The organism is Aurantimonas coralicida DSM 14790 (assembly GCF_000421645.1).
Classification (GTDB): domain Bacteria; phylum Pseudomonadota; class Alphaproteobacteria; order Rhizobiales; family Rhizobiaceae; genus Aurantimonas; species Aurantimonas coralicida.
Map to the genome: position 1 here is coordinate 294,304 of NZ_ATXK01000002.1, position 24,203 is coordinate 318,506.

The following is a 24,203-nucleotide window of genomic DNA, read 5'->3' on the forward strand; positions in this document are numbered from 1 at the left end:
ATTATGGAAATCGACCCACGGGTTCGTCTGAGACATCTGAAGACCTTTATCGAGGTAGCCCGCTCCGCCAGTCTCGGCAAGGCGGCGGTGCGGCTGAACGTATCGCAGCCCGCCGTCTCCAAGACCCTGTCCGAACTCGAGGAGATGCTGGGCGCACGCCTCGTCCGCCGCGGGCGGGGCGGGGCGACGCTGACGCCGGTGGGGCGGATGTTCCATTCCTATGCCTCGGCCAGCCTTGCGGCGCTCAGCCAGGGGATCGAGGGCGTCGCCGAGACGCTGGCCGCATCGCAGCTGCGCCTGGCCATCGGCGCGCTGCCGAGCGTCGCCGCGCGCATCGTGCCGGATGCGGCGATCGAGATGACGCGGACCGCCCCGGAGGCGGGGCTAACCATCGTTTCCGGGCCCAACGCCTATCTCCTGTCGCAGCTTGCCTCCGGCGCCCTCGACCTGGTGATCGGCCGGCTCGGACAGCCCGATGCGATGGCCGGCTTCAGCTTCGCTCAGCTCTATTCCGAGCGGGTCAGTCTCGTCGTGCGCCCCGGCCATCCGCTGCTGACCGCTGCCGATCCCGGGTCGATCGCCGCCTATCCGCTGATCTTTCCCGATGCCGATGCCGCCATCCGGACGATCGCCGAGCGCTACTTCATCGCCCACGGCCTGACCCGCCGCCGCGACCGCATCGAGACCGTCGTCGACAGTTTCGGCCGCGCCTATGTCCGCAAGACCGATGCGGTCTGGTTCATTTCGTCGGGCGTGGTGGCGCTGGACGTGGCCGACGGCATGCTGGCCGAACTGCCGGTCGACATGGCCGAGACGCTGGGGCCGGTCGGCCTGACCATGCGCGGGGAGGGCGATCCGTCGCCGGCGCTCCGGCTGTTCATCGCCGCGATCCGCGCCACGGTGGCCGCGCACGGGCTGGCTCGCTGACGCGGCAGCGGGATCGGCCTCGCACGCGGGCGGTCCGACGCGGTCTTCGGGATGGCCCAAGCCGCCATTAACGGCCCGCTAACCATAAATGTGGAAGGTCGCAGCGAGGGACACCCGATGCGACCAGCTCTGCCACTCCTGTTCACGCTCGCCATCGTCGGCGGATGCACCAGCATCCCCTCGCGCTGCTATGTGACGCTCGACAATGGCGGCGGCCCGACCGCCGAGGCCTGCGAGACCGGGCCGGAACTCATCGTGCGGCCGATCACCCCGACCAACGCCGCCTATTACGTCCCGCCCTATGTCATCGCGGCCCTGTCCTATGAGGGATTCCTGGTGCCCCGGGAGCCGGCCGTCGACGCGGATGCGGACGGGGAGCCTGCCGGTCCGGACGCGGATTGGGAAGCGCCGGCAGATGGCGCGGCCGACGCCGCCGTGACGCCCGCCTGGCCGCTGCCGGCCGCCGGCCAGACACCCTGGCGGCAGACGGTCACCGGGACGGAAGGCCTCGCCATCGCCTTTGCCGACGACGAGGACGGCGTGACGGCGGACGATCTCGAACGCTTCTGGGATGCCGGATTGATGGTGACGCCGACGCGCACGGCGCCGCCCGTCGGCGCGCCGGAGAACCGGCTGCCGCAGGCCTATACGATCGACGGCGAAATCCGCTATCGCCGACCGGACGCGTTTGACGGGATGAGCTTCCCGATCTCTAGCGCGCTGTCTCCATGAGCAGCGGAATGCCGTTCAGGATGGCGTGGCCGGGGGGCAGGATCTTGACCCGTCGCGACGGCTTGGTGTCGGAGGATTCGACGACGATCGCCGTGCCCTCGGTCTCGAAAACGTAATTCACCCCGTCGCAACGCACGGGGCTCCCGAACAGGCCTTCGGAAAAGGACTCGATGTCGATGGCATCGCACCGGTTGATGGTGGTGCTCTCCACCTTGCGGGTGGCGCGATCCTGGACGAGGGCGTTCAGCGTATAGCCACGCTCCTCTTCGACGAATTCAAAGGCGAGCCCGTATTCCGGCAGCGGAGCGGGCGCGGTGGCGGGGGGAGATTTCTCCCCGAAGGGAATGGTCAGGCCGGCGGCCAGGACGAGTGCTGCCGTGAAGCTGGCGGTGACGGTCATCGGCGTCCGCTCCTTCCGTGGCAAGGGTGAAGGGGGAGCGGGCACATCGGCTCGCTCCCCCTTCGTGCGATGTCAGCAGGCGCCTTCGACGAGCGTGTAGTGATCCTGCTCGACGAGCTTCCGCGTGGTCTTGTACACGGCCGGATTGCGGCGCTTGACGATGGTGGCGCCGTCGACGAAGTCGCCGACCCAGGAGCGGCTCTCGCCGACGACCTTCTTGCCACGGGTATTGTAGATGTAGGTGGAAGGCACGTACTCGACGCAATATGCCTTCTCGTTGTTTTCGGCGATGTGCCGCTTGTATGTTTTGGCTTCGACGGTCGCCGAAAACGCGAGCACCGCAGCGATAGCGGAAATGCTAAGCAGGACCTTGCGCATGGAAAAAACGCCTCCGTTGTTTTGATGTAGCGCAAGGGGAGGATTGAATCATATCTGACGAATATCAACAGGATTATGATGACTTAGGGGAAGTTTTTGCTTCGCCGCGCGAGTTGTGCCAAGTTGAGACAAAATCTGTGCTGTTATGGCGCGACGGACGGCGCATCTGACCCATGTTGTTCATAAGGCAGAGGAAATCCGCGCATGTTCCTCTGCGGTATGCCCTGTGGTTGCCGTCGGGTTGCGACAGAGCGGCAGCCGCCATGCGCGGCACGCTGCCAGCGGGTGACGCCGCCCGGTCTCAGTCCTCGACGAGAATGGTCCCGGCGACCTCGATGCCGAAGCCGGTGAGGCCGACATAGGCGCGCTCATGCGTCGCCACGACCGAGATCGAGCGCACGCCGAGATCGCGCAGGATCTGTGCCCCGACGCCGATCTCGCGCCAGCGCTGCTGGCGCTTCAGGGCACTGCCGTGGCGTTCGCCGTCGGCATGGTCGGCAATCGTCTCGCCGGTCTCGAAATCGTCGACATTGGGGGTGCGCAGCAGCATCAGGACACCGGAGCCGTGGCTCTTCAGCCGGTCGACCGCGATCTCCACCCAGGTCTTGGTCTCCCGTGTGCGGCCGAACAGGTCGAGCACCGGCTGCTCGCGATGGATGCGGGTCGGCACCTTCTCACCGTCGCGCACGTCGCCGAACACCGCCACCACGTGCTGCATCTGGTCGAAGGGCGTCTCGTAGATGCGCAGCATGGCATCCACGCCGCCGACCTTCATCGGCTCCTCGCGCACGCAGGTGACGAAGGATTCGCGCCGGATGCGGTGGGAGATCAGATCCTCGATGGAGATGATCTTCAGGCCGTGCTCGCGGGCAAAGACCAGCAGCTCCGGCAGCCGTTTCACCGTGCCGTCGTCATTGACGATCTCGGCCAGGACGCCGGCCGGCTCCAGGCCGGCCAGCTTGGCGAGATCGGTGCCCGCCTCGGTGTGGCCGGAGCGGGTGAGGACGCCGCCATCGCGGGCGATCAGCGGAAAGATGTGGCCCGGCTTCAGGAAGTCGCTGCCCGAGCAATTGTCGTTGGCCAGCGCCCGCACCGTATTGGTGCGTTCCTCGGCGGAAATGCCGGTGGTCATGCCGACCTTGTAGTCGACGGAGACGGTGAAGGCGGTGCGCATCGGGTCGAGATTGTTGGCGACCATCGGCGGCAGGTTCAGCCGGTCGGCGCGGTCGGCGGTCATCGGCACGCAGATGATGCCGCTGGTGTGGCGGATCATGAAGGCCATCTTTTCCGGCGTCGCCTTCGACGCGGCCATGATCAGGTCGCCCTCGTTCTCGCGGTCGGTGTCGTCGACGACGACGACGAGCTCGCCCTCGGCGATGGCCGCGATGGCCGATTCGATGCTGTCGAGCTGCGTGTCCTGGTCCGTCATGTCCGTCCGCTCCGATTGCAGGTCATGCGCCCCGGCATGCCGCCTCGTCTCCGCGACCCCGGCCGGCCGAGCCGCAAGGGCCGTCGCCGCGCCGTCGCGCTTGCTTCCTCGATGCTTTAGGCGCGGGGCGCCCGGCGATCAATGCGGCCGCTCCGAACGCAGTGGTCAGCCGCGACCGCGATAGGGCGGTACGCCGGTCTCCGGGACCCAGGCGCCCTCGGGGGCGGGGCCGGTCTGCCAGAACACGTCGATCGGGATGCCGCCGCGCGGATACCAGTATCCGCCGATGCGCAGCCACAGGGGCTTGGTCGCGGCGACGATGCGCCGGCCGACCGAGACCGTGCAATCCTCGTGGAAGGCGCCGTGATTGCGGAAGCTCGTCAGGAACAGCTTCAGCGACTTCGATTCCACCAGCCGCTCGTCCGGCGCGTAGTCGATGACGAGATGGGCGAAGTCGGGCTGGCCGGTCACCGGGCAGAGCGAGGTGAATTCCGGGCAGGTGAAGCGCACGATGGCCGGGGCGCCGTCGCCGCGCGTGTAGGGCACCGTTTCCAGCACCGCCTCTTCGGGCGAGGCGGCGGGACGAGCGTCGCGGCCGAGTTGGGAGAGATCGTCGGGAGAAACCATGGAAGCGTCCGTAAAGCCGTCGGAAGGACTGCGCCGCTTCCTGGGGACAGCGGCGGCGCGAAGCCGATGCATGTAGGAGCGTGGTCCGGCGATTGATAGGGTGCCGCGATGATCGACAAGCTCGAATATCTCATCATGCTGGCCGGCGAGAAGCATTTCGGCCGCGCCGCCGAACGGCTGGGCATCACCCAGCCGACCCTGTCGGCGGGCCTCCGCCAGCTGGAGGAGCGGCTCGAGGTGACGCTGGTCAATCGCGGCTCGCGGTTCCAGGGCATGACCGAGGAGGGCGAACGCGTCCTCGTCTGGGCGCGGCGGATCACCGACGATTTGCGCACCATGCGCGAAGAGATCCGCACCGTCCGGTCCGGCCTTTCCGGCCATCTGCGGATCGGCGCGGTGCCGACGGCGCTGCCGGTGGTGGCGCGGCTGACGACGCCCTTCCTGGCGCGGCACGCCGATGTGTCCTTCGAGGTCATGTCCCACACCTCGACCGAGATCGTGCAGGGCGTCGAGAATTTCGAGATCGACGTCGCCCTGACCTATCTCGACGACGAGCGCCTGCGCCGGCTGGATACACGGCCGCTCTATGCCGAGCGCTACTGCCTGGTGACGACCCGCGGCAGCCGCCTGGCCGACAAGGCGAGCGTGACCTGGGAGGAGGCGGCCTCGATCCCGCTCTGCCTCCTGTCGGGCGACATGCAGAACCGGCAGATCCTCAACCGGCATCTTGGGGCCGAGGGGCGGGCGTTCCGGGCGGTGATGGAATCGAACTCGATGATCGCGCTCTTGGCGCAGGTGCGGGCCGCGGACCTGGCGACGATCATGCCCTGTCCCTTTGCCGATACGCTGGGGCTGGCAGAGCCGATGGTGGCGATCCCCATCACCGATGGCGACGTCAGCTACCGCATCGGGCTGGTCACGGCCCGGCGCGATCCGCGTCCGCCGATCCTGACCGCCTTCTGGGAGGAAAGCGCGCTGCCGGACGAGGCTTGAAGACGTCGTTGCGACGAGGGCGCTTGCGGCGACGCCGGTCTGCTCCACTTGGCCAGGGACCGGCGTGGACGTCGATCCGCGCCGCCTGCCGCAAGAAGGATCTGGCATGACCCGCAACCCGTCGACGGGCACGCAGAGCATCGTCTTTCGGGATGGCGCCTTCGCATCGGTGACGCGCCAGGTGCCGGCGGAGACCGCCGTCGCGATCTCGGTCAACGGCTCGACCCATGCGGTGATGATGGCGACGCCCTCCCATATCCGGGACCTCGGCATCGGCCTGGCCCTGAACGAGCGCATCGTCACCCGTCCCGACGAGATCGAACGGATGGAGATCGTCGACAGCGACCTCGGCATCGACTGCCGGCTATGGCTGAGCGAGGCCCGCGCCGCGACCTACACCGCCCGCCGACGCCAGATGACCGGGCCGGTGGGCTGCGGTCTCTGCGGCGTGGAATCGCTGGAGCTCGCCGGCCGCGACCTGCCGACAGTCGAAGCGGCAGGATTCTCCGTCGCGCCCGCCGAACTGACCGAGGCGGTGGCGGCGATGGCGCGGCAGCAGGAGCTGACGCGGCTGACGCGGGCCGTCCACGCGGCGGCGTTTCACCAGCCGGGTGGTGACATGGTGGTGCTGCGCGAGGATGTCGGCCGGCACAATGCGCTGGACAAGGTGGCCGGTCATCTGGCCGGGGCCGGCATAGAGCCCGCCGCCGGCTTCCTGACCATCACCAGCCGGGTCTCGGTGGAGCTGATCCAGAAGGCGGCGGTAATGGGCTGCGGTCTGATCGCGGCGATCTCGGCTCCCACGGAGCTTGCCATCGCGGAGGCGCAGGCCACCGGCATCACGCTGGTGGCGGTGGTGCGCGGCGAGGGTTTCGAGATATTCACCCATCCGGCGCGCATCGCGGGCGCCGACGCGGCATTGGGTAAGCATCGCGCAGGTGGCGAGGCCCGGCCCCGGAGCGCCTGATCCCGGCCGGCGGATCGAAACGGGCAAGGCGCGCAACCGGGCGTTAACCATGGCGCGATACAACCGGAGCGTCGAAACTCTCCGGATCGCTGTCATGAAACTGTTTCGTGCCGGGGCCGCCATTCTGGCGCTCGCCCTCATTGCCGGCTGCGGCCACAACGAGGCGAGAAGCCTTGCGATGAAGGGCCCGACCGCCACGACTTCGGTCGCCGCGCTCGGTTTCGCGCCCGATGCTTCAGACGGCGCCTTCCCGCTGTTCCAGTCCTTCGCGCCGGTCTCGTCCTCGCCGCTGAACGGTCGCACGCTGGAAGTCAGCCACATCTCCGACATCGTGCTGCAACCCAAGGAGGTGGTCCTCACCTTCGATGACGGCCCAATTCCGGGGAAGACCCACAAGATCCTGCGCGCTCTCGACGAATACGGCGTCGGCGCGACCTTCCTGATGGTCGGCCAGATGGCCCGCGCCTATCCGAAGATCGCCCAGGACGTGGCGCTGCACGGCCACACGATCGGCACCCACACCGAGGGCCACGCCAATCTGCGCACCCTCAGCGCCGACGCGGCCATCGCCGAGATCCATCGCGGCCAGCGCAGCGTCTCGGCGGCGCTCGCGCCGATCGGCCGGCGCCCGGCGCCGTTCTTCCGCTTTCCCTATCTGGCCGATACGCGGCCGCTGCGCGAGCGCCTGTCGGGCGAGGGCGTCGTGGCGATCGACGTCGACATCGACTCCAAGGACTATTTCCGCGACGCGCCGTCGATCGTGCGCGACCGCACCCTTCTGTCGCTGGAAAAGCACGGCCGCGGCATCGTGCTGTTCCACGACATCCAGTCGCGCACGGCGGCGATGCTGCCGGACTTCCTGCAGGCGCTGCAGGAGCGCGGCTTCAAGGTGGTGCGGCTGGTGCCGGCGGGCCGTCCGTCGGGACCGATGCTCCTGTCCGACGCGAGCTTCTGACGGAAGGCGAGGCGCCGGGGCTCAGGCCCCGAATGTCTCGCTCGGCCCCGGAGGCAGCGTCTCGCGCCGGCCGCCGGCGGCCTGGCGCCACCGCACCTCGCCATCATAGAGCTCCTGGAGTTCGGCCTCGCGGGCCTGCGACTGGCGCAGCCGGTCCCGCGTGTCGCGCAGCCGCACGCGCAGGGCCATGGCGACCAGCGAGACCGCGAGGATCACGGCCAGGCACCCATAGGCCAGGACCTTGCGCTGCAGCGGATCGTCCACCGGCGCGGTGGCGAGGACGGCGGTCAGGGCGAGAAACACCGCCGCCAGGAAGATGACGACGCTGCGCGTCAGGATCAGCGACAGCAGCGCCAGCGCCAGTCCCGCGGCGGTGATGACCGGCTGGCGCACCGCGATCGCGATCCACGCATCCGACCATTCCATCGCGATCGCCATCGATGCCTGCGCCGTCACGCTGTTCCCCCGTCGTGCCGCTCCTGTGCGGGCAGGATCATCCTAGCCCGCTAGAGGGGGCGAGGGGAGGGGATTCGACGGCCGCCCGGACTGTCCGCCCGGGTCATTCCGCCGGTTCGGAATCCTCGGCCAGTTCCTGTTCCGCCTCGATCGCCGGCTGGCGGGTGAAGCCCTTGATGCCGGCATGCTGATTGCGGTCGCGCTCGATCTCCACCGGCGAGGTGGCATAGGCGGTGATCAGCTCCGACAGCGAGCGCAGCGCGTGCATGTGGATGCGCTCGTAGCCGTGCGAGGCATCGACGCCGAAGGTGATGAGGGCGGTGCGCACGTCGTGGCCGGCCTCGATCGCCGAGGCCGAATCCGAGCGGTAGAACTTGAAGATGTCCTTCTGGTAGCTGATGTCCTCGTCGATGCAGAGCCGCACCAGCTTCTTGGTCAGATGGAAGTCGAACGGGCCGGACTGGTCGGACATGCCGATGGTCACGCCGAATTCCGACGAGTTCTGGCCGGGCGCCGAGGTGCCGTTGTCGACGGCGATCATCGAGGCGACGTCGGGGGTGAGGATCGAGGCGGCGCCGACGCCCACCTCCTCGGCGATGGTGAACAGCCAGTGGATGTCCACCGGCGTCGACACGCCCTCGCGCTCCATCGCCTCGATCGCCGCCAGCATCACCGCGACGCCGGCCTTGTTGTCGAGATGGCGGGAGACGATGAAGCCGTTTTCCATGAATTCGGGCTGCGGATCGATGGCGACCGTGTCGCCGATCTCGATCTTCAGCTTGTCGAGCTCCTCGCGATTGCGCGACAGCGCGTCGACGCGCATTTCGACATAGTCCCAGCCCACCGGCATGGTGTCGATTTCCATGTTGTAGGTATGGCCCGAGGCCTTCAGCGGCAGGATGGTGCCGCGATAGGTGCCGGCCTCTGTGAACAGCGTCGCGCGGGCGCCTTCGGCAAAGCGCGCCGACCACATGCCGATCGGCACCAGTTCCAGCCGGCCATTGTCCTTGAGCTGCTTCACCTGGGCGCCGAGCGTGTCGAGATGGCTGACGATGGCGCGGGCCGAGGCCCGGCGCGAGCCCTGGCGGACGGCCGAGATGGCGCCGCGGCGGGTCAGCTCGGCGGTCAGGCCGAGGCGCTCCAGCTCCTTGGCGACATGGCGCACGATGGTGTCCGTGTAACCGGTCGGACTGGGGATGGTGAGCAGCGCCTTGAGCTGGTCCGTCAGATACTGGGCATCGATGGCAAGCCGCGGCACTATTCGTCCTTCCGTGATTTCTGCTGCTGATTCCTGGCTGCGCGCACTGAAAACGGTATCGACAGGGGAAACAAGAGGTCGATGAAACGCTCGGCCGTCGGCTGCGGCTCGTGATTGGCCAGACCCGGCCGCTCATTGGCCTCGATGAAGACGTAGTCGGGGCGGCGCGGATCCTTGACCATCAGGTCGATGCCGGTCACCGGGATCTCGATCGCGCGGGCCGCCGCGATGGCCGCCTGGACCAGCGTCGGATGCACCTCGCCGGTGACGTCGTGGATGGTCCCGCCAGTGTGCAGATTGGCCGTCTTGCGCACGGCGATCCATTCGCCCTTGGGCAGGACGGAATCCATGTCGTAGCCGGCATTCTTCACGCAGCGCGCCGTCTCGGCGTCGTCGGGAATGCGGCTTTCGCCGCCGGTGGCGGCCGCGCGGCGTCGCGACAGATGCTCGATCAGCTCGCGCACGCTGGAGCGGCCGTCGCCGGTGATGTGCGGCGGCCGGCGCAGCGCGGCGGCCACCAGCCGGTAGTCGATGACGATGAGCCGCAGATCCTCGCCGTTGAAGCAGGCCTCCAGCAGCACCCGGTCGGATTGCTGGCGGGCCGCCGCTATGGCGGTCTTCGCGTCCTCCAGATTGTCGATGCCGACGGCGATGCCACGGCCCTGTTCGCCGCGCGCCGGCTTCACCACGATGCTGCTATGGGTCTCGATGAAGGCGGCGATGGCCTCGTCGCCGACATCCGCGTCCATCTGTTCGGGCACCTTGACGCCGGCCGCCTCGACGGTGCGCCGGGTGACCGACTTGTCGTCGCAGATCGACATGGCGATGGCGGAGGTGAGCTCCGACAGGCTCTCGCGGCAATGGATCGTGCGACCGCCCTGGGTCAGGCGGAAGAAGCCGCCCGGCGCGTCGGTGACCTCGGCATGGATGCCGCGCCGCCGGGCCTCGTCGACGATGATCCGGGCGTAGGGATTGAGATGGTCGTAATCGTCGTCGGTGCCGGTGAACAGCTTCTCGTTGATCTCGTTCTTGCGCTTCACGGCGAAATACGGGACCCGGTAGAAGCCGAGCTTGTCGTAGAGGGCGATCGCCTTGTCGTTGTCGTGCATCACCGACAGATCCATGAAGGCGCATTCGCGCGCCTGGAAATGCTCGGCGAGGCGCCGCACCAGCGCTTCGCCGATGCCGGGCTGGGTGGCCTGCGGATCGACGGCCAGGCACCAGAGCGAGGAGCCGTTCTCCGGGTCGTTGAACGCGCGGCGATTGTGGACGCCGGTGACGGTGCCGATGATCGCGCCGGTGGTCTCGTCCTCTGCAACGAAATAGGTCAGCGCCCGGTTGTCGCGGTTCGACCAGAAGAAGCCGGGATGCACCTGCACCATGCCGCGGCTCTGGTAGATGCGGTTGACCTCGTTGGCATCCTGTTCCGACGACATGCGGCGGATGAAATAGCCGCGCGGCCGGCGCGGATCGCTGCGATAGGTCGCGAGATCCAGCCGGTAGGTGTGGGACGGGTCGAGAAAGATCTCCTGCGGCGCGTGGCTGAGCAGGACATGGGGATCGCGCACATAGAAGGCGATGTCGCGCCGCGCCGTGCCTTCCTCGCGCAGGCTGCTGACCAGTTCCTTGGGATCGTCGAAGGTCTGGCCGAAGACCAGCCGGCCCCAGCCGCAATCGAGAATGGCGTTTTCCTGCGCCTGGTAGGCGGCACCGCCCGGCTGGTTGATCGGCGGTTTCATGCCGTCGCGATGCATCCGCCGCAGGCGGTGCTTGTCGACCCCGTGCTGCTGCTTGTCTCTCATGTCGGCCATGGCGCGATCACAGCTCCTGCTGCTGAAGCCACATTTCCAGAAGCGCGACCTGCCAGAGTTCCGAGCCGCGCAGCGGCGTGATGTGGTCCGCCGGATTGGCGAACAGCGTGTCGAGATAGTCGTCGCGGAACAGGCCGCGCGAACGGGCGCTGTCGGAGCGCAGCGTGTCCTGCACCATGTCGAGATAGGGGCCGGAGATGTATTTGAGCTGCGGGACCGGGAAATAGCCCTTCTTGCGGTCGATCACCTCGGACGGGACGACCTGCCGGGCGACTTCCTTGAGGACGCCCTTGCCCTCCTGCTTGAGCTTCTCCTCGGCCGGCACGCGCGCGGCCAGCTCGACCAGCTCGTGGTCGAGGAACGGCACCCGCGCCTCCAGGCCCCAGGCCATGGTCATGTTGTCGACGCGCTTGACCGGATCGTCCACCAGCATGATGTGGGCGTCGACCCGCAGCGCCTTGTCGACCGGGTTGGTGGCGCCGGCCATGGCGAAATGGCGCTCGACGAATTCGCGGCTGACGTCGCTCTCGGCGTGCCATTCCGGCGAGATTTGCCGGCGCAGCGTCTCGTCGGAGCGGTCGAAGAAGGCGCGGCTGTAGGCGGCCAGCGGATCCTTGGCGCCGACCATCGGCGGGTACCAGTGATAGCCGCCGAAGATCTCGTCGGCGCCCTGGCCCGACTGGACCACCTTGATGTGCTTGGAGACCTCGCGCGACAGGAGGTAGAAGCCAACATTGTCGTAGGAGACCATCGGCTCCGACATCGCGGCGATGGTGCCGGGCAGATGCTCCATCAGCTCCGAGCCCGGCACGAAGATCTTGTGGTGCTCGGTGCCGTAGTGATTGGCGATCAGGTCGGAGAACTCGAACTCGTTGCCGACTTCGCCATTGGCGTCCTCGAAGCCGATCGAGAAGGTGTTGAGGTCCTTCTGGCCGGCCTCGGCGAGGAGCCCGACGATCAGCGAGGAATCGACGCCGCCCGACAGCAGCACGCCGACCGGCACGTCGGCGACCATGCGGCGCGCGACGGCGGTCTTCAGCGACTCCATGACGAGGTCGCGCCAGTCGTTGGAGGACAGCTTCTCGTCGCCCGGCAGGGGTGCGAAGTTCGGCGCCCAGAACATCTCGTCGCTGTAGCTGCCGTCGGCCTCGATCAGCCGCGTCGTCGCCGGCGGCAGCTTGCGCACGCCCTTGACGATGGTCAGCGGCGGCGGCACCACCGCGTGAAACGTCATGTAGTGGTGCAGCGCCTCGCGGTCGATCGAGGTGTCGACGTCGCCGGTGCGCAGGATCGCCTGCAGCGACGAGCCGACATAGAGGCGCTTGTCGTTCTGCGAGAGATAGAGCGGCTTGATGCCGAAGCGGTCGCGGGCGAGCAGCACCCGGCCGGTCTCGCGCTCGTGCAGGACGAAGGCGAACATGCCGTGGAAGCGCTTGACGCAGTCGCGGCCCCAGGCGTGGTACGCCTTCAGGATCACCTCGGTGTCGCCATGGGAGAAGAAGCGGTAGCCCTTGCCCTCCAGCTCCTGGCGCAGTTCCGGATAATTGTAGATGCAGCCGTTGAAGGCGATGGTCAGGCCGAGATCGGGGTCGACCATCGGCTGCTCGGCCTTCTCGCTCAGATCGATGATCTTCAGCCGGCGGTGGCCGAGGCCGACCCGACCGCGCACCACCTGGCCGGAGCCGTCGGGGCCGCGGCGCTCGAGGCAGGCGGACATTCTGGAAATGCGTTCCGGCGACGCCGAATTTCCGTCAAACCGGATCTCACCGCAAATTCCGCACATGTCGCCTCCAGAGCCTGTCTCGTCGTCGTGGCGCCCGCCTGCGATGCGGCCGGACGCTCGGGTGAAACGGGCATATAGGCCGCGCCGGCCGGACATGAACCGAAGCGGCCGAGTTTTTGCCGCGGTGCAGCGAGATCGCGCCGCGGCAGGCCGCCCTCAGGGCCGCAGGAAGACCTTGCCGCGGTTCATGCCTTCGAGAGCCCCGGCGAGCCGGTCCGGCGCCTCGGCGAGCGGAATGGTCTCGGCGACATCGGTCTTCCAGGCACCGCTGATGAAGCGTTTCTGCACTTCGGTGAAGGCTTCGACGCGCTGCTCGGGCGTCGCGCGGCCGAGCCATTCGGTCAGCCAGAAGCCCTCGATGACCTTCTTCATGAAGACCATCTGGCCCAGCGCCGGCAGGCGGGGCGCCTCCTGCGAGAGCTTGCCGTAGATCACCCAGTGCGACCCGGCCGGCATGGCCGAGAAGATCGTTGCCGAGTGATTGTCCGCCACGGCGTCCAGCAGCATCTTCGGCTGGTTCTGCTTCATCGCCTGCAGGAGCATGTCCTCGAAATCCTCCCGGGCGGTGTTGAGCACCGTGCCCGCGCCGAGGCCTTCCAGCGTGCTGCGATGCTCCTCGCGTCGCACGACCGCGATGGCGTGCATGCCCAGGTCGCGGGCAAGCGAGGCCATCAGCTTGCAAAGCTGGCTGGCGCCGGCGGTCATCACGAAGGAATTCGCACCGTGCTCCTTGGCCAGATGCACCATGGCCCAGGCGCTGAGCGGATTGACGATCAGCGCCGCGGCATCCTCGTCGCGCATCTGCGGGGCCAGCGGCACGACCGCACCGGCATCGGTGAGGGCATATTGCGCCCAGGCGCCGGTCCCGGTGCGCGCCACCGAGACGGCGACACGCTGGCCGACCAGCTTGGCCGCCGCCGGGTCCTCGCCGGCCGCCACGACCTCGCCCATCGCCTCGAAGCCGGCGGCGACACCCTTGCGCCGCGGCTGTCCGTATTCGCCCTTGATGTAGTGGAGATCGGACGGGTTGATGTTGGCAAGGCCGATGCGGACCAGCGCCTGCCGGCCTTCCGGCTTCGGCACGGCGATCTCCTCCAGCGAGACCCAGTCCTTCAGGTCCTCGATGGTCGGGCCTTCGGCGGTGCCGGAATAGCCGTCATATTTGAGGACGAGCGCCTGCATCGTATCGGGAATGGCGGACATGGATGTCTCCGGAAACGGGATGTCTCGTGTGCGAACGCGTGACCGGGCCGTCGGTTTCGGCCCGGCGGAGGCTGCATCTTACGGAACGAGGACGATCTTGCCGGTGGTCTGGCGGTCGTGCATGCGGCGCAGGACATCGGCGGCATCGGCGAGCTTCGCCCGTTCCGAGACATGCGGGCGGACGCTGCCGTTGACGGCCCAGCCCATCAGCTCGCGCATATTGTCGGCGAAGACCTCCGGCTCCTTGCGGGTGAAGGAGCCCCAGAACACGCCGACGAGGCTGTAGCCCTTCACCAGGGCAAGATTGACCGGGAGTTTCGGGATGGTGCCGGAGGCAAAGCCAATGACCAGTAACCGGCCGTTCCAGGCCATCGACCGGGCCAGCGCGTCGAAGGCCTCGCCGCCGACGGGGTCGAAGGCGACATCGACGCCGGCGCCGTCTGTCAGCCGCTTGATGTCGCCGCGCAGATCCTCGTAGCCGATCGCCTCGTCGGCACCCTCGGCCCTGGCCAGCGCCTGCTTTTCGGCCGACGAGGCGACGGCGATCACCCGCGCGCCCATGGTCTTGCCGATCTGGATGGCGGCAAGGCCCGTGGCGCCGGCCGCGCCGAGGACGAGCAGCGTCTCGCCGGGTTTGAGGTCGGCACGCTGCTTCAGCGCGTGATGGGCGGTGCCGTAGCCGCAGACGAGGGCGCAGGCGATTTCGGCATCGAACCCGTCGGGCAGGGGCATGGCCGCGGCCTCGTCCACGGCGACCCTTTCGGCAAAGGCGCCGAGCTGCATCGAGGCGACGACCCGGTCGCCGACCTTCAGCCGCGTCACGTCGGGGCCGACCGCGACGACGGTGCCAGCGCTTTCCATACCCGGGATGAACGGCACATCGGGCTTGGCCTGATACAGTCCCTGGACGAGCAGGCCGTCCGGATAGTTCACGCCGACCGCCTCGGCCTCGATGACGACCTCCCGGCCCGTGGGCGACGGTTCGTCGACATCCTTGTAGACGAGGTTTTCGATCGGACCGAAGTCTTCGCAGACGATGGCTTTCATGGAAGTTCCTAAGGGCTTGCGGCCGGCGCCGTCACGGCATCGCGGTTGCGCGAGGGCTGCGCAGACGGGGCCGGCAGGGTTTCAGGACAGGCGTTCGGCGATCCACAGCTTGATCAGCGCCTGGCGGGTCACGCCGAGGCGCCGGGCCTGCTGGTCGAGACCCGTCACGACCCAGGCGGGGAAGTCGACATTGACGCGCCGGGTTTCGACATTGGGCCGCCGGGCCTTCGACCAGTCGATCTGGTCGCTCACATCCTCGCCGGCGTCGAATGCCGCATCGAGATCATGCGCTTTCATAGAATGCGACCTCCTGTTGTCTGGCCCGCCGCACGGAAATCAGCCGGACCCTGCCGGTGCGAACGGCATAGATGGCCGCCCAGTGTTTCTCGCCGATCCGGCCAATCGCCAGGAAGCGGGGTTCGTCATCGGTGCGGGCTGGCGCCTCGATCATCCACGGATCGTCCCAGATGCGCTGGGCGTCCTCGAAGTCGATACCGTGCTTGGCCTTGTTCGCCGTGCTCTTGTTCGGATCGTACTCGAACTGCATGGGTCATATTGGTATGGAAACGGCGCAATTTCCATACCTTTCCACCATGCTGACCGAGGCGGCCTGACCGCCCCGGTCTCGCTGATCCGGCGTTAGACCTTCTGTTGGGTGTGCTTGGCCAGTTCCCAGCGCGCCACCTGACGGCGGTGCACGGCGTCGGGGCCGTCGGCAAGCCGCAGGGTGCGGACATGGGTCCACATGCGGGCCAGCGGCGTGTCCTGGGAAATGCCTTCGCCGCCGAACATCTGCACCGCCTCGTCGATCACCGACAGGGCGACGTTGGGGGCGACGACCTTGATCTGGCTGATCCAGGGCGCGGCGGCCCGCTGGTCGCCCTGGTCCATCATCCAGGCCGCCTTCAGGCAGAGCAGGCGTGCCATCTCGATGTCCATGCGGCACTTGGCGATGATGTCGTAATTGGCGCCGAGCTGGGCCAGCGGCTTGCCAAAGGCCTCGCGGCGCAGCGACCGGGCGCACATCATCTCCAGCGCCGCCTCGGCATGGCCGATGGCGCGCATGCAATGGTGGATGCGGCCGGGTCCGAGCCGGCCCTGGGCCACTTCGAAACCGCGGCCTTCCTCCAGGATCATTGCCGATTTCGGCACCCGCACGTCGGTGAAGCGGATATGCATGTGGCCATGCGGCGCGTCGTCGTCGCCATAGACGGTCATGGCGCGCAGGATCTCGATGCCCGGCGTGTCGGCCGGCACCAGGATCATCGAATGGCGCTTGTGCTTGGGCAGCTCGTCGCCGCCGGTCTTGACCATGACGATGTAGATCTCGCAGCGCGGATCGCCGGCGCCGGACGACCACCATTTCTCGCCGTTCAGCACGTAATCGTCGCCGTCGGCGACGCAGGGCATCGACACGTTGGTTGCGTCGGAGGAGGCGACATCCGGCTCGGTCATCAGATAGGCCGAGCGGATCTCGCCATCGAGCAGGCGGGGCAGCCACGGCGCCTGCTGCTCGGGCGTGCAATAGCGCTCGAAGACTTCCATGTTGCCGGTGTCGGGGGCCGAGCAGTTGAAGGTCTCGGCGCCCAGATGCGTCTTGCCCATCTCCTCGGCGAGATAGGCGTATTCGACGGTGGACAGGCCGTAGCCGCGCTCGGAATCCGTCAGCCAGAAATTCCACAGCTTGCGGCTCTTGGCCGTCGCCTTCAGCCCTTCGAGGATTTCCTTCTGGCGCGCCGTATAGACCCAGCGGCCTTCCTTCGGCACCTCGGCGAGGAATTCCTCGCCGGCCGGCGTGATCTCGTTGCGCACCATGTCGCGCACCGCCGCATGGATCGGCTTCAGCCGCTCGGTCATGCCCAGCGCCATCGCGCCGTTCTGTTGGTTCATCGGTCGAATTCCTCCTCAAGAATGCTGTCGTCGGCACCGGCGCCGCGCAATGCAAAGAATGCCAGGTCGCGGGCGATGGTCCGGCGATCGTCCGCCGTCTCGCCGTCCCGCTCCCGATACCAGAAGACCGGCGAGTTGATCACCGCCAGGAATGTCTTGCCCGCCAGGGAGATGTCGCTCGTCGCCGGCAGGTCGCCCTGGGTCCGCGCCTCGGCGATCACCCCGCGGAACAGTGCCTCGTAGCGGTCCCGCTCGGCGATCAGCGTGTCGAGCGACGCCTTGTCCTCCGGCGTCGTCGGGTTGTTGAGATGCCGCGAGACGCCCTGCAGGATCACCAGCTGGAAATGGACCTCGTGCATCATCGTCATGATGTGGGCCTCGGCCATGGCCCGCAGCCGCGTCACCGCCCGGTCGCGCGACTGGGCATGCGGGGTGACGGCGGCGAAATCCAGCGCCATGCCGTGCTGGCAGACGTCGAAGAACAGATCGTTCTTCGAGCGGTAGTAATGATAGACGATGCCCTTGGTCGCGCCCATGCGGCGGGCGACGTCGTCGATGGACGCCGCCGCATAGCCGCTTTCGCCGAAAGCCCGGGCCGCGGCGGCCAGGATCGCCGCCCGCACGCCGTCCGGATCGCCATCGCCGCCGCGCGCCGCCACGAAGTCCCGGTCGCGCCGCGAGCGCGACGGCGCCGCCGCCCGGCGCGGCCGGGCCCCGGTCTCCTGAGTGTCGCCTGTGGTTCTCGCGCTCGTCATCCTGTCGCCACTGGACATACTCGCGAGTATGATGTCAATTGCGGCACGAAGGATTTCGCGTCGCGCCGTCGCCGGACGGGCGCCGACGCAAGCGACCGGGAGGGACCGCCGATGACCATGCCGATGCTGGAACGCCTGTTTTCCGTCGAGGGCAAGACCGCCCTCGTGACCGGCGGTGCGACGGGCATCGGCCGGATGATCGCGACGGCGCTGGCCGGCGGCGGCGCGCGGGTTCTCATCGCCTCCCGCAAGGCCGAGGCCTGCGAGGCGACGGCGGCCGAGATCAATGCCGAGGGCCATCCGGGCGCGGTCGAGGGCTTTGCCGGCGATGTGTCCAGCGAGGCCGGTGTCGCGGCGCTGGCCGAAGCGGTGCAGGCCCGCACCGACCGGCTCGACATCCTGTTCAACAATGCCGGCGTCTCCTGGGGCGCGCCGCTGGAAGAGTTTCCCTACAGCGCCTGGGCGAAGGTCATGGGGGTGAATGTCGCCGGCCTCTTCACCGTGACCCAGCGGCTGCTGCCGCTGCTGGAGAAGTCCGCCAGCGCCGAGGACCCGGCCCGGATCGTCAATCTCGGCTCGGTGATGGGCGCCGCGCCCCTGGCCGAGAACGTCTATTCCTATGCGGCCTCCAAGGCGGCGGTGCATCATCTGACGCGCTGCCTCGCTAAGGAATTCGCCGCGCGCCACATCACCGTCAACGCCTTTGCGCCGGGTCCCTTCCAGTCGAAGATGACGGCCTTCGCGACGGGCACGGACGAAAAGGCCGCCGCAGTCGGGCGCGGCGTTCCGATGGGCCGGATCGGCGCGCCGGACGATATTGCCGGGGCGGCCCTGTTCCTTTGCGGCCGCGGCGGCGCATATACCACGGGCGCGATCCTGCCGCTGGACGGCGGCATCGGGGTCGAGACCGGTCACGAACTGTTCGAGGAGCACTGATGGAACTGGATTCGGTCGCCGCGACCGAGGCGGCCCTGAAGGCCCGCCTGGTCTCGATGGAGGCCTATCGCGCCCATCTCGATGGCGCGCCGCTCACCTCCGACTGGATGACCGTCGACCAGACGATGATCGACGGCTTTGCGGCTGCGACGCGCGACTATCAGTTCATCCATGTGGACCCGGAGCGGGCGAAGGCCGAAACGCCCTTCGGCGGCACGATCGCCCATGGCTTCCTGACCATCTCGCTGCTGTCGCCGCTCGCCTATGACGCGCTGCCCGGTGTGAAGACCACCCGGATGGGCATCAATTACGGCTTCGATCGCGTGCGCTTTCTCAATCCGGTCAAGGCCGGGGCGCGGGTGCGCGGCGTCTTCAAGATGGTCGCGCTCGCCGAGCGCGCGGTCAGCCTGCAGACCACCTGGGACGCCTCGATCGAGATCGAGGGCGCCACCAAGCCGGCCCTGACCGCGCAGTGGATCACCCTGGCGGTGCTGGAACCGCCGACCGACTGAGCCGACGCCCACCGCCATACGCGCGCACCAACCGAGGGAACACCTAACCCATGAGAGAAGCGGTCATCGTCTCGACGGCCCGCACGCCGATCGGCAAGGCCTATCGCGGCGCCTTCAACGACACCCAGGCCCAGGCGCTGGGCGGGCATGCCATCCGCCACGCGGTCGAGCGCGCCGGCGTCGATCCGGCCGAGATCGAGGACGTGGTGATGGGCGCGGCCCTGCAGCAGGGCTCCACCGGCACCAACATCGCCCGCCAGTGCGCGCTGCGCGCCGGCCTGCCGACCCAGGTCGCCGGCATGTCGGTCGACCGGCAATGCGCCTCCGGCCTGATGGGCATCGCCATCGCCGCCAAGCAGATCGTCCAGGACAACATGACCGTGGCGGTCGGCGGCGGGCTGGAATCGGTGTCGCTGGTCCAGAACGACAAGATGAACATGTTCCGCGCCGCCGATCCCTGGCTGCGCGAGCACCGGCCCGACCTCTACATGTCGATGCTGGAGACCGCCGAGATCGTCGCCGACCGCTATGGCATCTCGCGCGAGGACCAGGACGCCTTCGCGCTGCAGTCGCAGCAGCGCACGGCCGCCGCGCAGCAGGCCGGCCGCTACGACAACGAGATCGTGCCGATGACCGTGACCATGAAGGTCAAGGATCGCGAGACCGGCGAGATCTCCGACCGCGAGGTCACCATCGACCGCGACGAGGGCAACCGGCCGCAGACGACGCTCGCCGATCTTCAGAAGCTGAACCCGGTCTTCAAGGACGGCCAGGAGGTCGCCGAAGGGCGCTTCATCACCGCAGGCAACGCCTCGCAGCTCTCCGACGGCGCCTCCGCCGCGGTGCTGATGGAAGCGCGCGACGCCGAGCGCCGCGGCCTGCAGCCGCTTGGCCGCTATGCCGGCATCGCGGTGGCCGGCTGCGATCCCGACGAGATGGGCATCGGCCCGGTCTTCGCGGTGCCGAAATTGCTGGAAAAGAACGGCCTGAAGATCGGCGACATCGGCCTGTGGGAGCTGAACGAGGCCTTCGCCTCCCAGGCGATCTATTGCCGCGACCGGCTCGGTATCTCCGGCGAGATCCTCAATGTCGATGGCGGCGCGATCTCGATCGGCCATCCCTACGGCATGTCCGGCGCCCGCATGGCCGGCCACGCCCTCATCGAGGGGAAGCGGCGCGGCGTGCGCTGGGTCGTCGTGACCATGTGCGTCGGCGGCGGCATGGGCGCGGCCGGCCTCTTCGAGGTCCTGTGAAAGGCGCACGATGACGACTGACGGCGACGACCGGACGATCGACGAAGCGGCGCTCGGCCAGTATCTGGAAGAGCATGTGGAGGGCTTCCACGGGCTCGAACGCATGGTCAAGTTCCAGGCGGGGCAGTCGAACCCCACCTGGCGGCTCGATGCCGAGAGCGGCACCTATGTCCTGCGCGCCAAGCCGCCGGGCGAACTGCTGAAATCCGCCCACCAGGTGGACCGGGAGTTCCGCGTCATGCAGGCGCTCGCCGGCAGCGACGTGCCGGTGCCGCGCATGCTGCATCTGGCGAGCGAGAGCCAGTCGCCGCTTGGCCGGACCTTCTTCGTCATGGAACATTGCGACGGCCGCATCTTCTGGGACCCGGCCCTGCCGGAAATCGCCACTCCTGAGGAACGCGGGGCGATCTACGACGCCATGAACGCCGCGCTGGCGGCGCTGCATTCGGTGGATGTGGATTCGGTGGGTCTGGCCGATTTCGGCCGGCCGGGAAGCTATTTCGAGCGCCAGCTCTCGCGCTGGACAGAGCAGTACCGGCAGTCGAAGATCGACCCGATCCCGGCGATGGACGAACTGATCGCGTGGCTGGAGAAGAACCTGCCGCCCGATGATGGCGCGTCCGGCCTCGTCCATGGCGATTTCCGCCTCGACAACATGATCTTCGCCAAGAAGGAGCCGACGATCCTGGCGGTCCTGGACTGGGAATTGTCGACTCTCGGCCATCCGCTGGCCGATCTCTCCTACCAGTGCATGCAGTGGCGCCTGCCCAATGCCGGCTCCTTCAAGGGGCTGGGCGACCTCGACCGGGCCGCCCTCGGCATTCCGACCGAGGAGCAGTATGTGGCGCGCTATTGCGAGCGGCGCGGCATCGACGGCATCGACCACTGGCCGTTCTATGTCGCCTTCTCCTTCTTCCGGCTCGCGGCGATCCTGCAGGGCGTCTTCAAGCGCTACACCCAGGGCAACGCCTCCAATCCGGAGAAGGCCAAGGTCTATGGCCGCAACGTGCCGGTCCTGGCGCAGCTCGCCATCGACCTGATCGAGAAGGAAGCCTGATGGCGCGCTTTGCGGGGAGGGCGGTTCTCGTTTCGGGAGCAGCCGGCGGTTTCGGCCGGGCGATTGCCACGGCGCTCGCCGCCGAAGGGGCGCGGCTGGTCCTCACCGACCGGGACGAGGGCTCGCTGGAAGCCCTCGCCGCCGAACTGACTGGCACGGAGATTGCGACACTGGCCGGCGACGTCTCGCGCGAAGCGACCGCCTCCGCACTGGTGGATCTGGCGACCGAGCACTTCGGCGGCCTCGACATCGCCATCAACAATGCCGGCATTGCCCATGACTACAAGCGCCTGCAGGAGATCAGCGCCGAAGAGGCCGAGCGGGTGATCGCCGTCGACCTGATGGGCGTGTTCTTCGCCATGAAGCACCAGATCGCGGCGATGAATGCGCGCTTTGCCCGCGACGGCACCAAGGCGGCGATCGTCAATGTCGCTTCGGTCGCAGGGCTCGGCGGGGCGCCGCTTCTGTCGGTCTATGCCGCCGCCAAGCACGGGGTGATCGGCCTGACGAAATCCGCCGCCGCCGAGAACGCCCGCCGCGGCCTGCGCATCAACGCCGTCTGCCCGTCCTTTGCCCGCACCGCCATGGTGCTGGGCGCGCCGGGTTCGCTGGCCGGGGCCACGGAGGCGAGCGAGGCCGAGCAGAAGATCGTCCGCGGCATTCCGATGCGCCGGCTTGCCGAGATCGACGAGGTGGTGACGGCCGTGCTGTTTGCGGCCGATCCGGCCAACGGCTTCATGACCGGCGCGGCCATTCCCGTCGATGGCGGCCTGACGGCGATCTGAACCGCGGGGAGGCGGTCCGGCTCGATTTTCCGGCGCGTTTCCCCTAGGTCTCGGGCGGGCGCCCGAAGCGAGAAGGACGAACCATGGCCGCACAGCCACCGATCTGCGACTTCGGCTGGAAGGCGATCGACGCCGAACTCACCGGCGTCGACGGCAAGCAGCACCGCATCTTCGACCACAAGCGCGAGAACGGCCTGCTGGTGGCCTTCATCTGCAATCACTGCCCCTATGTGAAGGCGATGATCGAGCGGCTGGTCCGCGACGCGGCCGAACTGGCGGAGCTGGGCATCGGCACGGTGGCGATCTCATCCAACGACGCCGAGCGCTTCCCGGAGGATTCCTTCGAGCGGATGCAGGATTTCGCGCGCCAGCACGCATTCCCGTTCCCGTATCTCTACGACGAGGACCAGAGCGTCGCCCGGGCCTATGGCGCGGTCTGCACGCCCGATTTTTTCGGCTTCAACGGCGATCTCGGCCTGCAATATCGCGGCCGCATCGATGCCTCGCGCAAGGTCGTCGCGCCCGAGGGCACGGCGCGCGACCTCTTCGACGCCATGCGCCAGGTCGCCGAGACCGGCAAGGGGCCGGCCGAGCAGATCCCCTCCATCGGCTGTTCGATCAAATGGAAGGAAACCGCCTGATGGCCGGCAACTGGCCGCAGGCGGTCCTCTTCGATCTCGACGGCACCCTCGTCGATTCCGCCCCCGACATCCACGCCGCGCTGAACGAGACGCTGGCAAGCTATGGCGAGCCGCCCTTCACGCTGGAGGCGGTGACCCGCATGGTCGGCCGCGGCGTGCCGGTGCTCATCGAGCGCGCCTGGGAGGGTCTCGGCAAGAGCATCGACCCGGCCGAGCGCGACCGCATGGTCGCGCGCTTCCTGGCGATCTACGAGCCCCGCGCCACCGAACTGACGACACTCACCGCCGGCGCCAGCGAGGCGACCCGCGCGCTGGTCGACGCCGGCATCCCGATCGGCGTCGTCACCAACAAGCCCGAGGCCGCAACGCGCGAGATCCTCAGCCATTTCGGTCTGTCGGAGCTGATGCAGGTGGTGGCCGGCGGCGATGCCGGCCCGGCGAAGAAGCCCGAGCCGGGCCTTCTGCTCCTCGCCTGCGAGCGCCTGGGCCTTGCCGTCGATCAGGTCGTCTTCGTCGGCGACAGCGAGAACGACGTGGCCGCCGCCAAGGCCGCCGGCATGGCGGTCGTCGTGCTGCGGGGCGGCTATACGAGCATCGCCGCCGACGATCTCGGTGCGGATGCGGTCATCGACCGGCTCGACGGGCTGGGCGCCGCCGTCTCGACCCTGCGGTCCGCCCCGGCCTGACACCGCTCTCCCGAGAAACGGGATGCACGCCTGACCGCGCAGGGATCCTGCGCGGCCGCGCTTCCCGGCGACATTCGCGACCCTATCTTGGTTCTATCGGCGACCGCGCGTCGAACCCTTTGTGGGTCCGGCGGTCCCGGGACGTTTCGACGGATGTTGCAGGTTCCGCGTCGCAGGTCGGATGAATGTGCGGCTAACGTCATTTCCCCGTCGCAGTCTCCTGCCTCGCCGAATGCGAATCCTAGTTCCGTTTCAAAGTGTTTGGAGACGAGACATGGTCAGGATCGACGACGCGGAGGCCGTGCGCAGGCTGGCCTACGAAATCTGGGAACGCGAGGGTCGCCCGACCGGCCGCGAGCATGAGCACTGGGCCGAGGCCAACCGGATCATGGCCGCGCGCAACCCGGTGACGGCGGCGGAGCCCGCGGACGAACCCCGCTGGAACCGCATCGAGGCCGAGCGCGCCGAAGCCGACGCCCTGCGCCGTGCGCTGTGGACGCCGGAACCCTTCTCCACCGAATTGTTCGGCCAGCGGCTGGCCAACCCCAAGCCCCGCAGCTGGTCGCGCCGTGCCCAGCCGTCCCCGGTGCCCGTGGTCGAGGGTCGGCCGGCCGGCGGCGGTGCGCGGGGCTGATCGTCCCGCGCGGGTGATGACCTGCGTTGAACTTGAAAAGGCCTGTGGCGGTCTTTCTGGCAGGCCATGAGATGGACGCGGCCCGTGA

The 24,203-nt window shown here is 68.0% G+C and carries 27 protein-coding genes; 13 read left to right on the forward strand and 14 right to left on the reverse strand.

The window, feature by feature from the left end; translation table 11 throughout:
- Positions 1 to 3: 3 nt before the first annotated feature.
- Entirely contained in the window at positions 4 to 927 is a 924-nt protein-coding gene (pcaQ, locus tag H536_RS0105970; RefSeq protein WP_024349598.1) for a pca operon transcription factor PcaQ, read from the forward strand.
- 117 nt (positions 928 to 1,044) lie between these two features.
- The gene (locus tag H536_RS0105975) at positions 1,045 to 1,659 is read left to right on the forward strand and encodes a hypothetical protein (protein ID WP_024349599.1); all 615 of its coding nucleotides are present in this window, start codon (positions 1,045 to 1,047) and stop codon (positions 1,657 to 1,659) included.
- On the opposite strand, the gene H536_RS0105980 is transcribed toward H536_RS0105975, so the two are convergent.
- From H536_RS0105980 to queF, 4 genes are all read right to left on the reverse strand, one after another.
- Complete coding sequence (locus tag H536_RS0105980) at positions 1,640 to 2,059, reverse strand: hypothetical protein (protein WP_024349600.1); 420 nt, start codon at positions 2,057 to 2,059, stop codon at positions 1,640 to 1,642. The two genes, H536_RS0105975 and H536_RS0105980, sit on opposite strands and share 20 nt — an antisense overlap.
- Positions 2,060 to 2,131: 72 nt before the next feature.
- A complete protein-coding gene (locus tag H536_RS0105985; RefSeq protein WP_024349601.1) occupies positions 2,132 to 2,437 on the reverse strand; it encodes a hypothetical protein in 306 nt (101 codons plus the stop codon).
- Between the two features lie 301 nt (positions 2,438 to 2,738).
- On the reverse strand, positions 2,739 to 3,866 hold the full coding sequence (gene ribB / locus H536_RS0105990; RefSeq protein ID WP_024349602.1) for a 3,4-dihydroxy-2-butanone-4-phosphate synthase: 1,128 nt from the start codon (positions 3,864 to 3,866) through the stop codon (positions 2,739 to 2,741).
- A gap of 165 nt (positions 3,867 to 4,031) precedes the next feature.
- Complete coding sequence (gene queF, locus H536_RS0105995; RefSeq protein WP_024349603.1) at positions 4,032 to 4,493, reverse strand: preQ(1) synthase; 462 nt, start codon at positions 4,491 to 4,493, stop codon at positions 4,032 to 4,034.
- Positions 4,494 to 4,601: 108 nt separating this feature from the next.
- Here queF and H536_RS0106000 point away from each other — a divergent pair, with 108 nt between their 5' ends.
- From H536_RS0106000 to H536_RS0106010, 3 genes are all read left to right on the forward strand, one after another.
- Positions 4,602 to 5,486: a LysR family transcriptional regulator gene (locus tag H536_RS0106000; protein WP_024349604.1), complete on the forward strand. Its 885-nt coding sequence runs from the start codon at positions 4,602 to 4,604 to the stop codon at positions 5,484 to 5,486.
- A gap of 106 nt (positions 5,487 to 5,592) precedes the next feature.
- Entirely contained in the window at positions 5,593 to 6,453 is an 861-nt protein-coding gene (gene fdhD, locus H536_RS0106005) for a formate dehydrogenase accessory sulfurtransferase FdhD (protein ID WP_035694634.1), read from the forward strand.
- A 94-nt stretch (positions 6,454 to 6,547) separates the two neighbouring features.
- Complete coding sequence (locus H536_RS0106010) at positions 6,548 to 7,408, forward strand: polysaccharide deacetylase family protein (RefSeq protein ID WP_024349606.1); 861 nt, start codon at positions 6,548 to 6,550, stop codon at positions 7,406 to 7,408.
- Between the two features lie 21 nt (positions 7,409 to 7,429).
- Here H536_RS0106010 and H536_RS0106015 read toward each other — a convergent pair whose 3' ends face one another.
- The 10 genes from H536_RS0106015 to H536_RS0106060 all read right to left on the reverse strand — a co-directional run bounded on the left by H536_RS0106015 (position 7,430) and on the right by H536_RS0106060 (position 17,611).
- A complete protein-coding gene (locus tag H536_RS0106015; protein WP_155898402.1) occupies positions 7,430 to 7,864 on the reverse strand; it encodes a hypothetical protein in 435 nt (144 codons plus the stop codon).
- A 103-nt stretch (positions 7,865 to 7,967) separates the two neighbouring features.
- Positions 7,968 to 9,122 carry an osmoprotectant NAGGN system M42 family peptidase gene (locus H536_RS0106020; RefSeq protein ID WP_024349608.1) on the reverse strand — a complete coding sequence of 385 codons (1,155 nt, stop codon included), beginning with the start codon at positions 9,120 to 9,122 and terminating at the stop codon, positions 7,968 to 7,970.
- On the reverse strand, positions 9,122 to 10,933 hold the full coding sequence (gene ngg / locus H536_RS0106025; RefSeq protein ID WP_024349609.1) for an N-acetylglutaminylglutamine synthetase: 1,812 nt from the start codon (positions 10,931 to 10,933) through the stop codon (positions 9,122 to 9,124). Before ngg ends, H536_RS0106020 begins: the two co-directional genes overlap by 1 nt.
- Positions 10,934 to 10,940: 7 nt before the next feature.
- Complete coding sequence (locus H536_RS0106030; protein ID WP_024349610.1) at positions 10,941 to 12,716, reverse strand: N-acetylglutaminylglutamine amidotransferase; 1,776 nt, start codon at positions 12,714 to 12,716, stop codon at positions 10,941 to 10,943.
- 156 nt (positions 12,717 to 12,872) lie between these two features.
- Entirely contained in the window at positions 12,873 to 13,919 is a 1,047-nt protein-coding gene (locus H536_RS0106035) for an alcohol dehydrogenase catalytic domain-containing protein (protein ID WP_024349611.1), read from the reverse strand.
- A 78-nt stretch (positions 13,920 to 13,997) separates the two neighbouring features.
- Positions 13,998 to 14,966: an NADPH:quinone oxidoreductase family protein gene (locus H536_RS0106040; protein ID WP_024349612.1), complete on the reverse strand. Its 969-nt coding sequence runs from the start codon at positions 14,964 to 14,966 to the stop codon at positions 13,998 to 14,000.
- Positions 14,967 to 15,047: 81 nt separating this feature from the next.
- The gene (gene brnA, locus H536_RS0106045) at positions 15,048 to 15,263 is read right to left on the reverse strand and encodes a type II toxin-antitoxin system BrnA family antitoxin (RefSeq protein WP_024349613.1); all 216 of its coding nucleotides are present in this window, start codon (positions 15,261 to 15,263) and stop codon (positions 15,048 to 15,050) included.
- Entirely contained in the window at positions 15,250 to 15,513 is a 264-nt protein-coding gene (locus H536_RS0106050; RefSeq protein WP_024349614.1) for a BrnT family toxin, read from the reverse strand. The genes brnA and H536_RS0106050 overlap by 14 nt, the downstream gene beginning before the upstream one ends.
- A 92-nt stretch (positions 15,514 to 15,605) precedes the next feature.
- The gene (locus tag H536_RS0106055; RefSeq protein ID WP_051141541.1) at positions 15,606 to 16,835 is read right to left on the reverse strand and encodes an acyl-CoA dehydrogenase family protein; all 1,230 of its coding nucleotides are present in this window, start codon (positions 16,833 to 16,835) and stop codon (positions 15,606 to 15,608) included.
- A 17-nt stretch (positions 16,836 to 16,852) separates the two neighbouring features.
- A complete protein-coding gene (locus tag H536_RS0106060; RefSeq protein WP_024349616.1) occupies positions 16,853 to 17,611 on the reverse strand; it encodes a TetR/AcrR family transcriptional regulator in 759 nt (252 codons plus the stop codon).
- A 117-nt stretch (positions 17,612 to 17,728) separates the two neighbouring features.
- On the opposite strand from H536_RS0106060, the gene H536_RS0106065 reads away from it, so the two are divergent.
- The 8 genes from H536_RS0106065 to H536_RS23120 all read left to right on the forward strand — a co-directional run bounded on the left by H536_RS0106065 (position 17,729) and on the right by H536_RS23120 (position 24,115).
- Positions 17,729 to 18,547, forward strand: a complete 819-nt coding sequence (locus H536_RS0106065) for an SDR family oxidoreductase (RefSeq protein WP_024349617.1) — start codon at positions 17,729 to 17,731, stop codon at positions 18,545 to 18,547.
- 56 nt (positions 18,548 to 18,603) lie between these two features.
- The gene (locus H536_RS0106070) at positions 18,604 to 19,059 is read left to right on the forward strand and encodes a MaoC family dehydratase (protein ID WP_035694700.1); all 456 of its coding nucleotides are present in this window, start codon (positions 18,604 to 18,606) and stop codon (positions 19,057 to 19,059) included.
- A 50-nt stretch (positions 19,060 to 19,109) separates the two neighbouring features.
- Positions 19,110 to 20,312, forward strand: coding sequence for an acetyl-CoA C-acyltransferase (locus tag H536_RS0106075; RefSeq protein ID WP_024349619.1), 1,203 nt, complete (start codon positions 19,110 to 19,112; stop codon positions 20,310 to 20,312).
- 10 nt (positions 20,313 to 20,322) lie between these two features.
- Complete coding sequence (locus tag H536_RS0106080) at positions 20,323 to 21,369, forward strand: phosphotransferase (protein WP_024349620.1); 1,047 nt, start codon at positions 20,323 to 20,325, stop codon at positions 21,367 to 21,369.
- Positions 21,369 to 22,154: an SDR family NAD(P)-dependent oxidoreductase gene (locus tag H536_RS0106085; protein ID WP_024349621.1), complete on the forward strand. Its 786-nt coding sequence runs from the start codon at positions 21,369 to 21,371 to the stop codon at positions 22,152 to 22,154. Before H536_RS0106080 ends, H536_RS0106085 begins: the two co-directional genes overlap by 1 nt.
- A gap of 83 nt (positions 22,155 to 22,237) precedes the next feature.
- Positions 22,238 to 22,795, forward strand: coding sequence for a thioredoxin family protein (locus tag H536_RS0106090; protein WP_024349622.1), 558 nt, complete (start codon positions 22,238 to 22,240; stop codon positions 22,793 to 22,795).
- Positions 22,795 to 23,481 carry a phosphoglycolate phosphatase gene (gene gph / locus H536_RS0106095; protein ID WP_051141522.1) on the forward strand — a complete coding sequence of 229 codons (687 nt, stop codon included), beginning with the start codon at positions 22,795 to 22,797 and terminating at the stop codon, positions 23,479 to 23,481. Before H536_RS0106090 ends, gph begins: the two co-directional genes overlap by 1 nt.
- A 274-nt stretch (positions 23,482 to 23,755) precedes the next feature.
- Positions 23,756 to 24,115 carry a DUF2934 domain-containing protein gene (locus H536_RS23120; protein ID WP_051141523.1) on the forward strand — a complete coding sequence of 120 codons (360 nt, stop codon included), beginning with the start codon at positions 23,756 to 23,758 and terminating at the stop codon, positions 24,113 to 24,115.
- Positions 24,116 to 24,203: the final 88 nt, after the last annotated feature.